10 protein-coding genes are annotated in these 11,545 nt (G+C 47.3%); 5 read left to right on the top strand and 5 right to left on the bottom strand.

The genetic code is table 11. The features are described 5' to 3' along the window. Positions 1 to 168: 168 nt before the first annotated feature. The 3 genes from L6J37_RS20250 (at position 169) to L6J37_RS20240 (ending at position 2,965) form a co-directional block, all read left to right on the top strand. Entirely contained in the window at positions 169 to 924 is a 756-nt protein-coding gene (locus L6J37_RS20250; protein ID WP_237796411.1) for an AzlC family ABC transporter permease, read from the top strand. Further along, positions 924 to 1,241, top strand: coding sequence for an AzlD domain-containing protein (locus L6J37_RS20245; protein ID WP_192014536.1), 318 nt, complete (start codon positions 924 to 926; stop codon positions 1,239 to 1,241). Before L6J37_RS20250 ends, L6J37_RS20245 begins: the two co-directional genes overlap by 1 nt. Before the next feature lie 161 nt (positions 1,242 to 1,402). Next, a complete protein-coding gene (locus tag L6J37_RS20240) occupies positions 1,403 to 2,965 on the top strand; it encodes a cytochrome-c peroxidase (protein ID WP_237796409.1) in 1,563 nt (520 codons plus the stop codon). A gap of 59 nt (positions 2,966 to 3,024) precedes the next feature. Here the strand turns inward: L6J37_RS20240 and L6J37_RS20235 are convergent, their stop codons facing one another. From L6J37_RS20235 to L6J37_RS20225, 3 genes are all read right to left on the bottom strand, one after another. Continuing rightward, the gene (locus L6J37_RS20235) at positions 3,025 to 3,561 is read right to left on the bottom strand and encodes a hypothetical protein (protein ID WP_237796406.1); all 537 of its coding nucleotides are present in this window, start codon (positions 3,559 to 3,561) and stop codon (positions 3,025 to 3,027) included. A 160-nt stretch (positions 3,562 to 3,721) separates the two neighbouring features. Beyond that, the gene (locus L6J37_RS20230; protein ID WP_237796405.1) at positions 3,722 to 5,893 is read right to left on the bottom strand and encodes a cytochrome-c peroxidase; all 2,172 of its coding nucleotides are present in this window, start codon (positions 5,891 to 5,893) and stop codon (positions 3,722 to 3,724) included. 76 nt (positions 5,894 to 5,969) lie between these two features. After that, positions 5,970 to 6,668 carry a PEP-CTERM sorting domain-containing protein gene (locus tag L6J37_RS20225; RefSeq protein ID WP_237796403.1) on the bottom strand — a complete coding sequence of 233 codons (699 nt, stop codon included), beginning with the start codon at positions 6,666 to 6,668 and terminating at the stop codon, positions 5,970 to 5,972. Positions 6,669 to 7,591: 923 nt separating this feature from the next. Between L6J37_RS20225 and L6J37_RS20220 the strand changes: the two genes are divergently transcribed. Beyond that, on the top strand, positions 7,592 to 8,935 hold the full coding sequence (locus L6J37_RS20220; RefSeq protein WP_237796401.1) for an MATE family efflux transporter: 1,344 nt from the start codon (positions 7,592 to 7,594) through the stop codon (positions 8,933 to 8,935). Between the two features lie 15 nt (positions 8,936 to 8,950). Here the strand turns inward: L6J37_RS20220 and L6J37_RS20215 are convergent, their stop codons facing one another. Continuing rightward, positions 8,951 to 9,766 (bottom strand): AraC family transcriptional regulator, encoded by an 816-nt coding sequence (locus tag L6J37_RS20215; RefSeq protein ID WP_237796399.1) that lies wholly within the window; start codon positions 9,764 to 9,766, stop codon positions 8,951 to 8,953. Between the two features lie 83 nt (positions 9,767 to 9,849). Between L6J37_RS20215 and L6J37_RS20210 the strand changes: the two genes are divergently transcribed. Then, a complete protein-coding gene (locus L6J37_RS20210) occupies positions 9,850 to 10,569 on the top strand; it encodes a glutamine amidotransferase-related protein (RefSeq protein WP_237796397.1) in 720 nt (239 codons plus the stop codon). A gap of 12 nt (positions 10,570 to 10,581) precedes the next feature. Here L6J37_RS20210 and L6J37_RS20205 read toward each other — a convergent pair whose 3' ends face one another. Further along, positions 10,582 to 11,460, bottom strand: coding sequence for a LysR substrate-binding domain-containing protein (locus L6J37_RS20205; RefSeq protein ID WP_192014066.1), 879 nt, complete (start codon positions 11,458 to 11,460; stop codon positions 10,582 to 10,584). Positions 11,461 to 11,545: the final 85 nt, after the last annotated feature.

Raw genomic sequence — 11,545 nt, 5'->3', positions numbered from 1 at the left:
TAAGTGCTAATAATCAACACAATATCAATAAATAGTGATCACCTTATGAGCTGATGTTCTTATCATTGTTTAAGACAAGTTTGTACAAGATTGAAGCCTTGTATTGGCGTAAAGTGACTGTTTTCGAAGCGCGGATAGTGGTAGGCAATGAAAGAAAAGGAAATATTCATGGCAACGTCAGCCGTTTTGCTGACTGGCAAGGAGAAACGACGGTTGTTTAAACAAGGCGCTCTCGCAGTCATGCCTTTATGTGTTGCGGTGATCCCCTGGGGGTTACTTGCCGGTTCCTTTGCTATTGATGCCGGGCTGGACGTGTTTCAGAGTGTGGCTATGTCTGCGATAGTGTTTGCCGGCGCGGCGCAACTGGTAGCGACCGGGCTACTGAAAGCCGGGGTCGGTATTGTGACTATTTTACTGACCACCTTTTTCATTACCTCAAGGCACCTGCTGTACAGCATTACGATGCGAAACGTGATCAGCCCGCTTCCGCTTCGCTGGCGGCTGGTTTTGGGCTTCCTTCTTACCGATGAGCTTTTTGCCTTGTGTGGTAACCAGTCCCCGAAGCGTTTTCAGCCCTGGTATGCGCTGGGCGCCGGGCTTTGGTTTTACATCAGCTGGAACATCGCCACATTAGCAGGCATTTTCGCGGGAAAGTTTATCCCGAATCTGGACAGCCTGGGTTTGGATTTTGCCATCGCCGCCACTTTCATCGCTATTGTCGTACCCAGTATTCAGCGTTGGCCGGTGTTGATCGCAGTACTGATTGCCTTGGTGATGTCGGTATTAATGGCAGCTCTGAACATAGAAGGCGGGTTGATGATAGCCAGTTTAACCGCGATGTCAGGCGGATATATATCTGAACGCTTGATGGGAAATAAATCGATTTACAGTGAAATAACAGAAAAACAGCAGGAAGACAAATGATGATCTGGCTAACTATATTGACAATGACACTGATTATTTTCGCCAGTCGCTATCTATTTTTAGAACCCCGATTGCCTGTAAAACTGAACTATCAAACTCAGCGTTTTTTAAATTACTCGAGCCCGGCAGTGTTGACGGCAATTTGGGCGCCTATTGTTTTTTTGCCTGATAAAAATACTGTTGATGTTACGTATAGTAACCCATATTTAGTTGGCGCAATTGTTGCGATTATAATCGCTTTGAAAACAAAGAATGTTTTATTAACGGCTGTGATAAGTATGGTGGTGTTTTTTTGCGTATCATTTTCTATAAAATGAGAATTTGTTGCTTATATTGTTGATTTAAAAAGTTTTCTCTTTTATGAGAAATTCGGATTTATAAACTTAAGTTATAGTTGGTTAATCAAGCCTTAACGCTCTCAGTGCTGCCCGACTTTACGGGTGGCTGACTTGTGCGTGGAAAAAAGAAGAGGTTAACCATGACCATGCAAGCATCAAAAGGCAGACAGCCTGATAATGTCAGTGCATATTTAAAACCGATGCAAATAATCGGAACATCCGTTCTGGTTATTTCAATGCTGTTTTCATTTAGCTCACAAGCTAAAAACAGCAATGAGAATGACTATGATTTACAACCCATAGAGGAATTAGGAAAAAGATTATTTTTTGAAAACATCTCCGATCCTAATCGAATGTCTTGTGCGACTTGCCACGCGCCAAACACGGGTGGCACGTACAATGTATCCGGTGTGAATTTACATCAGGTCGCCGTGACCGGGGCAAGGCCTCATTTGAGACCACAAGATTTAGAAGAGGGACAAGAAAAAACGACGGTGAAAAATGCTGGTGGTCTGAAGCCGCCGACAAATCAATATGTCAGCTTTCTGCATGACGGCGTAGCGAAAGGTCTGCAAAAACTCCAGCTTGCGGGTCAGGGGCCGTGTGGTATTTTTCCTTGTGGCGGTGCGTTTTGGAATGGACGCGCGAATGGAGACATTGTCGAAAATACTAATCTGGTTTTTGATGTTAACGATGCCAGTTGGCAGAAAAAAACGCTTTACGCTAAATACCTCGGTTCCCTTGCTGATCAGGCCTTTGCAAGCCCATTTTTGAACCCTGTCGAGCAAAACCACAAGAGCAAAGAAGATGTGTGTAGCCAAGTAGAATCTACCAAATGGGGTAAAGAGCTGTATTACCTGTCATGGGGCGTGGGTTTATCTTGCCAGTCTGCAGCGGAATCGGCCACGGCCTTTGCGCGCTTTGCTGTTGCTCTGGCGGCATGGCAAATGTCTGAAGATAACAATCGCTTTAACTCAAAACGGGATATTGCTCTTGCTGAAGACGACAATCAACAATTCCCGTTAACTGGATTCACCGATCTGGAAAATGAAGGGCATGACCTGTTTTATGGCCAGGCTGGGTGTGCTTTTTGTCATAACAGTAACGGTGCTAATGGGACACATCCCCTTGAACGTTATACCGATGACAGCTATCACGCGATTGGTGTGCCAAGAAACTATGAGCTACCGGGTTCTCCATTACCGGATATCGGATTACATCCCACACTGTTAGATCTGGGATTAAATCCCAATGCCAATTTACCCTTCCCTCCGTTTAATGTTCAGAATGCCTTTATTGGTGCCCACAAAACTCCAACACTGCGCAATGTTGATAAACGTCCGGGAAAAGGATTTACCAAAGCGTATGCCCATAATGGCTGGTTCAAGAGTCTGGAAAGTATTGTGCATTTCTACAATACCTCAGATGTTGACGGTCAGACCGCGGCAGATTTTGGTGTGATACGTTGCCCTGCAAGTATCGTGACCGAAAAAGAAGCGCTTGCCAATAATTGCTGGCCTGCACCTGAAGTGCCCGATGCACCGCTATTAACTATTGGTGCTGTAACAGGTGATCTGGGGTTAACGGCTCACGAAGAAGCGGCGCTCGTTGCTTATATGAAAACGCTCACGGACACCACGACTGTGGAACCACCGAAACCCTATAAAAGCACCAGTAACTCGCCGAAAAAAGGCAAAAAATAAAACTACAAATAAAAAGAAAAGCGAGATGATTATCTCGCTTTTTTCTTCTTTATTTTGTCTTACTTTCTGGGTCCCACTGGCACCATGATGTGTTCATAGGGAGTGCCTTTCCACATCACATATGGCCCGCCGTTATTGGGATCGGTGGGAAGCGAATCGAGTAAGGTTTTGTCTGGTGTGATAATCATTAAATGTGGTCCTTCAACCACCCATTGATTGTCTGCAGTTTCACCTTCCGCATAAGGGTCGATATTGCTCGCGCCGCCGTCACCAGCCAGCATGTAAGAAATACCTATGGTTTTCGTTTCAACGGGTTCTTTTTTCATCCAGGCTTGTGCCCATGCCATCCACGGACCATCCATGCACATAGGAGCTGTCCCTTCCAGCTGAGGAGGTGTTGGAAAGCATGTATAGTCACTGGAGCCTTTTTGTAAGACATTGTTATCCCAGTCCATTACGGTGACTTTATCTCTGAGTGTGGGGGGAGCTGCACTCAATGCATCATCCAGCATTGCTTGTTTGTCATCGGCATTGACGATAGCAGGGAGCCCTGCTGTAACAAGCACTACCAGAGGCAGATATCTGGCAAATTTCATACCGTTATCCTTAGTCGAATGACGGTGCTGAGCAGGTAACGAATAAAGTATAGTCTGCCGGAAGCAAGATAATTGTTGCGAATCTTATACTGGTCCTGTGCCAGTCAAGGCCAAACGGTATTGGCCTTGACTGGTGTTATTGCTCTTGATTGCCGTACCGTTACAGCGGTCCTCCCTGATTGAACAAATCGCCTGAGTTTGCCCAGCATTGACTGAAGGGTAAACCGGACGCTCCGACAGCCGGTAGGGTGATCAGAATGTCATCGGCGCGATTATCATTGTTGCTGTCCTGATCAAGATGTCCATTGGAAACCGTTAAGCTCGGGTGGTCGAACGGTGCTTGGGCACAACGCACCCGCTCATCGGTTAACGTTTTCAGGAAAGCCACTAAATCAGCTTGTTCTTGAGAGGTTAAGCCCAGCGGTCTGATGTCAGGATCCAGATTGGAATCATTATTACCAAAGCCAGAGTTATTGTTTGACTCAGAACCTCTGCGGTTTCCTCCCCGGTTGTAGAATTCGACAACCTGTTCGAGCGTCGCGGCACCGCCATTGTGGAAATACGGCGCTGTTAACGCGATGTTCCGCAACCCGGGCGTTTTAAAGGCACCGTCAACAGCATCGCGTTCCAGACCTGCGATGACCCTATCTCGTAGCGCATTGGTCTGCTGCGCGGAGTTACAAGGGAAATCATTAAGTACAGGAACCTCAAAGGTGCAGGGATCGACTTCAAACGGATCAGGCGCGTTATTGCCGAGCAAAATATCAAAATACTGGCGGGTAAAAGACAGCGGGTTGCCCCAGGGGTCAACAGCACCGACACCCAGATCCTCTTTGGTTGGTTTCACTCCGATGTTGTAGAAACCGTTATCATAGAGTGCAACCTGGTTATCACCCATGATCATTCGCTCAACAAGACCTTCTTCCTGATTTTCAGCTTGCAGGTGAACGGCGGCAGAGGTGAACTCTGGACCTTTGTGACAGTTAACACATTTTCCTTTATCAACGAATACCATAAGCCCTTGTTTTTCCTGCTCAGACAGCGCATTTTCATTGGGTTCAATGGCCGGTGAACAAGAAGGTTCATGACATCCTCTGAAGCGGTCAAACGCAGTATCATCGGAAATGAGTTCAGCTTCGTAAAGCATGATGGCAATGCCCCAGAACAGAGAGAAATTGATCTCGGTTTGGGTATAGCCCTGGCTGTCACTAACCAGCATTGGTTCGCTGCCGCTGTTATCAATAACAAAGTTGCCACGGGCTGCCCAGTATTGCGGCTCGAAAGCCATTCGTATTAACTGAGCGTAGCTGGTTCGCAAGCCTTTGCCGCTGGGATGGACCAAATCGGACAGGTGGCTGTCATTGCTAGCGATATCTTGCTGTGCCAGTGGTCTCAGGCTAACGATGCGTCGACCGACATCGGCAAACTGTCTGCCTGCACAGGACATTTCAAAATCACTCAATGTTGGCCCGACAGCCTGAGAAGCCAGACTGGCGTTGTTGAGATCGATCCGGGCAAGTTCGGGAGTACGGCCGTTAAGGATCATCACCCTCGCTTGCTCATTACGTCGTCCGAACGGGTCGGTACCGTTAAAGATATTGTTGGCGCGACCATCCCAAAAGTTTCTGAAGTTAAATGCAGCATTGATGACCGTTGGGGTGTTCCTCGGTTCGACTTTTCGGGTAGCCAGGTTGGACTGAGTATGGAAAATGCTGCCTTCCGGGTCACCACAGTACTCATTCAGATCTCTGGGAATCACAGTGCCGAATGAACCATCGAAGGTTCCCGGTGATGTAGCGGAGTCATTGGTGGAGTATACAATGGCTGAATTGCGGTCATCTTTATCAACCAGCTGGTGAAATGGAAAATCGTCCGGGGTGAGTGTGATATTGGCCCGTGCCACTTGGTTACCGGCGGTAAAGCCATCGGTTGCCATCGGGCTGGGTGGTACGGTGCCGCCAAAATCGGTATCAGGGTCGGGATTGCCATTGGCATCGACCCGCAACAGGCCGGGAGTAAGAATATTGGTGATCCTGCCATCAGCACCCGCTTTGAAGTGGCAGCTGGCACAGGCTTGCCCGTCACTGCCGACCTGCTGATCCCAAAAGAAGGCTTTGCCAAGTTTTATGGCGATGTTTTTGTCTCTTACAATACCGGTTAAATCAGGTAGAGGTACTTGAAGGTTCGTGAGTGCTTCAGGAATCAAACTTTCTATTGGTTCAGGTTCTTCGGCAGGTATTTCAGATTGTGCAAAAAATACAGCCCCCAAGCTAAAACAAGCAATGGCGCAACCTAGTGCACCAAAGCGCATTGCTTTTCTACTTTTTTCCATTATTATTCCCTCGCATTAATAAACAACGATCAATGCTTACTTCAGAGATTTTATTATTGGTTAATGTTAAATAAATCTATGAGTTAATTTTAAGACGTCTTCTTAGTGACACACTTGCTCCAAATAAAATAGTAGTGAACAGAAGCAGAGAGCCGGGTTCCGGAACTTGATACGTACCGTCGAAATATAAGTCGGTGTAATAGTTGTCGGTTAAATGCAACCCAGGACCATAGTCTTTGAGGGTATAGGTGAAGGATAAAATAGAGCCGTGTGAGAACTCATCGATGTTAAAACCCAGCGCGAGCCCATGTGAAAAGAAAGCTGGAGTCACTGAATTATTGAGGGCTAAGCCATAGTAGTAAAAGTTTCCGGAAAGATCATAGCTGTCATTAATCTCCCAACTGTCGGCACTGTTGCCGGCATTATAGGCATAATCATCATCACCGTAAAAATCAATGACTGCATCTAATACACCCACAATGAGAACATCCGTAAAGCTACTGCCGGAGTTATTTTTGATCTGCCACTGTAATGTACCGTAGTTATCACTATCAAGCGCAGATGTGAAAGAGGTGACAAACTCGTAGGGGATGTCACTGTAGCCAATGCCGTAGTTGTCGAGTGGTGTATCTACATAAACATTTGTATTGTCAGGAGAAAAATAACTTGAAAACGCAAATATGTCTACCAGTCCTGCTTGTGAGGTTGATGATAACAAGAGACCTGAGACATATAAACCAGTGCGAACAGTTCGAAATGTAGATGAGATTTTCATGATATACCCCCTGCTTTATTAGTATTTAATTATCTCACGACGAATTAATGCCAAATTCATGCCGTTTTTGTTCGGTGGTTTAACTTGTTGATTTAAATTTATTTTCATTTAATTCCTGCCGCGTTTGTTTTTATGGTGTAATTTTTTCTGACAGTTAATTTGATGCAATGTTTGCTATGTCGTTAAAGCTAGTCATTACGGTATGTTTTTATTTTTCATTAAGAATAAAAAATATGGTTTTTAAAGTGTTGGTTTGTTTCTTCGGGTAACTAATAAAGAGATGAAAAAACTAAGGAAGGATTCGAAGCTTTATACTTTATCCCTGTTGTAATTTATATTGACTGCGTCAATAGGAAGGGGACAAATATGCTTTATTTTTAATCGTGACAATAACGCTGTTGATAATAGTTGCTATTGTTATTTATGTTGTGTTAGTTGTTCAGTGAGGATTCGAGTGGTAACTGAATATTCTTGGGTCTGGGTTTTATCGAACTAATAGTACAGTATGCTGTTTATTAGTCATGGCTGCATTATGATCTGGCGAGGAAAATGGGCGTCAATGTATCACTGGGTGAGAGGAATATAAGAGGTGGAGCTAAGAAGAACGGCACTCAATGTAATATCCTGCATGCTTTGTTTGCCATCGGCACTGACAATAGCAGCAAACCCCGCTGTAACCGCAATACCAGAAGCAGATGATCATTTATCAACCTGTAATAAGACCATACAAAAAGACCATACAAAAAGACCACAAAAACGAATGCTTATAGTGGCCTGACTAACTATATTGACTAAAGTATCCGCATTTTCAAAACGTATTTATAACGATAACTGCATAAGGCATGGCGATGACAGACAGGCAAAACAGGTTTCTCGTAGGTCCTATCAATAAAGTACTTATATCGTTAGCGGTTCCCATTATATTGGCCAATATTCTGCAGTCGGCCTATCAGCTGACAGATGCATTCTGGGTGGGGCGCTTGGGCGCATCTGAAGTGGCGGCTGTGTCTGTCAGCATGCCCGTTACCTTTCTGGTGATTGCGTTAGGTTCAGGGTTAGCCATGGCGGGCGCAACGTTATCTGCACAATACATGGGGGCAGGGTGCCGGGACAAAGTGAACCATGTGGCGGCTCAGACCATGCTGATGGTCGCGGTTACATCCGTGGTGCTGGGATTCACTGGCTATTTGCTATCGCCCTATTTCCTGACGTTACTGGGCGTGAGCGAAAAGGTCTATGGCGATGCGCTCAAGTTCATGCACGTGTCGTTTATCGGGGTGATTTTTGTCTTTTTATTTGCCATGTTTCAGTCGCTGATGCGGGGGATCGGGCAGATAAAGATCCCGCTGATGATTGTCTTCGGCACTGTGATCCTCAACTTTTTTCTGGACCCTTTGTTTATTTTTGGCCTTGGCAGTTTTGAAGGACTGGGTGTCATGGGGGCGGCGCTGGCGACACTGGTCACCCAGTCAATTGCTGCAATACTGGGCCTGATGGTTTTCATGCGGGGCAGACATGGCATCCAGCTGGAATGGCACAACTTCAAGCCCGATTTTGCCTATATTAAAAAAGCTTTTTTTCTGGGTGTCCCTGGCTCAGTAGAGCTGTCTGCCCGTGCATTGGGGATGATCATTCTGTCGTTTCTGGTGGCGAGTTTCGGGACAGTGACGATTGCCTCTTATGGCGTGGGTTCCAACTTGCTGCAGTTTGTCATGATTCCGGCCATGGGGCTGTCGATGGCAGTGTCGACCTTGGTGGGACAGAACATAGGGGCGAACCAGATTGAGCGGGCTGAAAAAATCACCTTGCTGGGCACGCTGTGGGGCTTTCTCGGTCTGACGGTGATCGGCATCGTATTCTATGTTTTCGCTCCTCATCTGATCGCTGTGTTTATACCGGATGATCCTGAGGTGATCAAAGAAGGTGCCCACTTTTTGCGTACTATGTGCCTGACATGGGGCGGTATTGGGGTACAGCTTTGCGTCGTCTCCGCGTTTCGGGCCTCAGGTAATATGCAGAACGCCATGATGGTTGCACTGGTGTCACAATGGATGGTGCAATTTCCGCTGGCCTATGTGTTGTCAAAACATACGGCGCTGCAGGATAACGGTATCTGGTGGTCGTTTGCTGTCACCAATGTGGTGGTCGCCGTATTTGCATTTTGCTGGTTTAAGCGAGGAACGTGGAAAAAGACCCGGCTGACTGAAGAAGAGCAACAGATAGTGCATATCACGGATGAAGCCTTAATTGAAAAAGGCAATCAGTAGCTCAGTTGCGTGCAGTTACTCAATAGTGCGCTGATGCTTAAACTGCTGCGGGGTCAGTTTGAAGGCCAGCCGGAACGCTTCAATGAAAGCGGAAACAGACTGGTAGCCAATTTCATGGGCCACATCCTGCACCGGTAAACCCTGTTCAAGCAGCGTCATTGCCGTCATGAGCCGCAGGCGCTGCCGCCACTGCGGAAACGTCAGTTGAATTTCTTTCTGAAACACCCGGGACAATGTCCGTTCGGTTGCGCCGGTCTGCCGAGCCCATTGCGCCAGAGTTTTTGTGCTGCCGGGATGAATCAGCAGCTCATCGACTATAGGCGCAAGCCGGCGATCTTGCGGCATGGGCAGCTCCAGTGAACTGTCTTTGTCTGCGCTTAACTCGTCTTCCAGTACTGCCAGCAGGCGCAAGATGCCAGGTGGTTGCTGTTGATCGCGCAAAACAGATTGCCTGAGTTTCAGGATCAGTTCGCGGAAAAACGGCGTCACTTCAATCGGCTGGCTGGAAGCCGGTAAGCGGTTTAAGGACTCAGGGTTCAGGTACACGGCGATAAATGTGGTGTCCTGCAGCGCCCTGGACTCGTGCCGGGTGTGTGCCGGAATAAACAATGCCCTGTGGTGCGGGATATAGAACTGATGTGTGTCAGTGCTGCATTTCAATAATCCCCTGGATGGAAAAATAATCTGATGCCACGCGTGCTGATGCGGTTTGTCGTGAAAGCCTTTGGCCATATTCAGGGTGTTGATCAGAAGAGGTTGGCACGAATAGGTCGCGATCAGTGTATTGCCATCAGGTGTTGCATATGTCTTTTTATCGATATTTTTTGTCATATTGTCGCTACCTGACCGGATCGTTTCGCGCATAGTATGGGTTGTGTCATCGTAACTCAAATACAAAACGCAAAGGAAAAGCAATGAAAGTACATTTTGTTATGCATGAAGCGTTTGAAGGACCAGGCGCTTTATTACAGTGGATTGATCAACGTAATTATTCGACGTCATATTCGCGTGTTTATCTGGGCGAGGTACTACCAGAACGCGGTGATGATATGGATCTGCTGATTGTATTGGGTGGCCCGCAAAGTCCGGCAACCACCAGAGAAGAGTGTCCGCATTTTGATGCCGCAGCGGAAATTACGCTGATCAAAAAAGCTGTCGCGAGCAAAACGCCCGTGGTCGGGTTCTGCCTGGGGGCACAACTTCTCGGGGAAGCGTTAGGTGCGCCGCATAGCCGGAGTCTGGAACCGGAAGTGGGCTGCTTTCCCATCGTGCTTAACAAACACGCAAGGCTGGATCGCAAGTTTGAAGGGTTTCCGCCTGAACTGGTTGTTGGTCACTGGCATAATGACATGCCGGGGCTGACACCTGAATGCCAGGTGCTGGCAACCAGTCTGGGCTGTCCGCGCCAGATTGTGCGTTATACCCCGCTAGCCTATGGCTTTCAGTGCCACCCCGAATTTACCCGCGACTCGGTGGAAGGTCTCATCAGATACTCTGGCGACGATCTCAACAATCACGAAAATAAGCCCTTCATTCAGACGGCTGATCAGCTGCGCAATGCCGATTACAGTGAAATGAACCGCGCCCTGTTCAGCTTTTTGGATGCACTGGTGGCTGAGTCACGCCGTGAGTGAGGGTGACAGCATCTAGGTGAGTGTCTGCTGAAGCCAGGAAACAAACTGCTGAACCGCGGCAGTTTGTTTGTGTCGGCTAGGGATGACTGCGTAATATTCAAGCCCTGTTTTTTGCAATGACGCAAAGGCAGGGTGCGGTATCAGCCATGCTTCACTCAGGGGTTGCTGTACCAGTAACGTACTGATAAAAGCCACGCCCTGGCTTGCTAATGCAGCCTGTACCGCATGATTTTCCTGATCAAAATACCGGATACTCACAGACGCAGCAGCGGCCGGAGTTAAACTTTCAAGTGAAGGTTCAATGGCAGGTAAATCGGTATTTTGCCATCGGGTGGTAAAAACAGTGGCGTTTGCTGCTGTTTTTACCTGCTCACAATACGAAGGTGAGGCTACGCAACATAATGTTTCTTTTGTCAGCAGGATAGATTGTGGATCCGAAGCCGGGCAATGGCCATAACGGATAGCCACATCAAATCGTCTGTCGTGTTCGACATCTTCTTTACTCTCACCGGTTTTCAGAACGACATCCAGTTCAGGATGCTGTTGTCGGAACCGTTCCAGCCTTGGTACCAGCCACAAACTGGCGAAGGCAGAAGTCGTGCTCACGGTAATCGTGCTGGCCTGACGACGTATGTTATTCACCCCTGATTGCAGCTGTTTAAGCGCCTGGTGTGTGCAAAGCAGTAATTCTTCTCCTTCCAGGGTTAACACAACAGATCGGGTTTTTCGTTCAAATAGCTGGGTACCCATCTGCGCTTCCAGTTGACGAATCTGATGAGAAATAGCGGTTGGCGTAACATAAAGCTCAGCAGCGGCGTCTTTAAAGCTTTTCAGACGGGCGGCGGCTTCAAACGCGCGAAAGCTGTTGAGTGAGGGGAGACGGGCGAACATTCAATATACCTAAAGGTGAGTTTTTTTCATCTATGTGAAAGTATATCCCTTTTGTCATTACTGTCACTCAGGCAGACAATATTCT

The sequence above is a fragment of the Photobacterium sp. WH77 genome (genome assembly GCF_022014395.1).
Taxonomy (GTDB): domain Bacteria; phylum Pseudomonadota; class Gammaproteobacteria; order Enterobacterales; family Vibrionaceae; genus Photobacterium; species Photobacterium arenosum.
The sequence above is the reverse complement of the archived record's forward strand: the minus strand, read 5'-3'. Positions and strand labels throughout refer to the sequence as shown.

Excerpts from the sequence above, each read along its gene's own strand:
- L6J37_RS20225 (WP_237796403.1), bottom strand. The coding sequence starts at position 6,668 with ATGAAAATCTCATCTACATTTCGAACTGTTCGCACTGGTTTATATGTC.
- L6J37_RS20210 (WP_237796397.1), top strand. The coding sequence starts at position 9,850 with ATGAAAGTACATTTTGTTATGCATGAAGCGTTTGAAGGACCAGGCGCT.
- L6J37_RS20240 (WP_237796409.1), top strand. The coding sequence starts at position 1,403 with ATGACCATGCAAGCATCAAAAGGCAGACAGCCTGATAATGTCAGTGCA.
- L6J37_RS20245 (WP_192014536.1), top strand. The coding sequence starts at position 924 with ATGATCTGGCTAACTATATTGACAATGACACTGATTATTTTCGCCAGT.
- L6J37_RS20230 (WP_237796405.1), bottom strand. The coding sequence starts at position 5,893 with ATGGAAAAAAGTAGAAAAGCAATGCGCTTTGGTGCACTAGGTTGCGCC.
- L6J37_RS20205 (WP_192014066.1), bottom strand. The coding sequence starts at position 11,460 with ATGTTCGCCCGTCTCCCCTCACTCAACAGCTTTCGCGCGTTTGAAGCC.
- L6J37_RS20235 (WP_237796406.1), bottom strand. The coding sequence starts at position 3,561 with ATGAAATTTGCCAGATATCTGCCTCTGGTAGTGCTTGTTACAGCAGGG.
- L6J37_RS20250 (WP_237796411.1), top strand. The coding sequence starts at position 169 with ATGGCAACGTCAGCCGTTTTGCTGACTGGCAAGGAGAAACGACGGTTG.
- L6J37_RS20215 (WP_237796399.1), bottom strand. The coding sequence starts at position 9,766 with ATGACAAAAAATATCGATAAAAAGACATATGCAACACCTGATGGCAAT.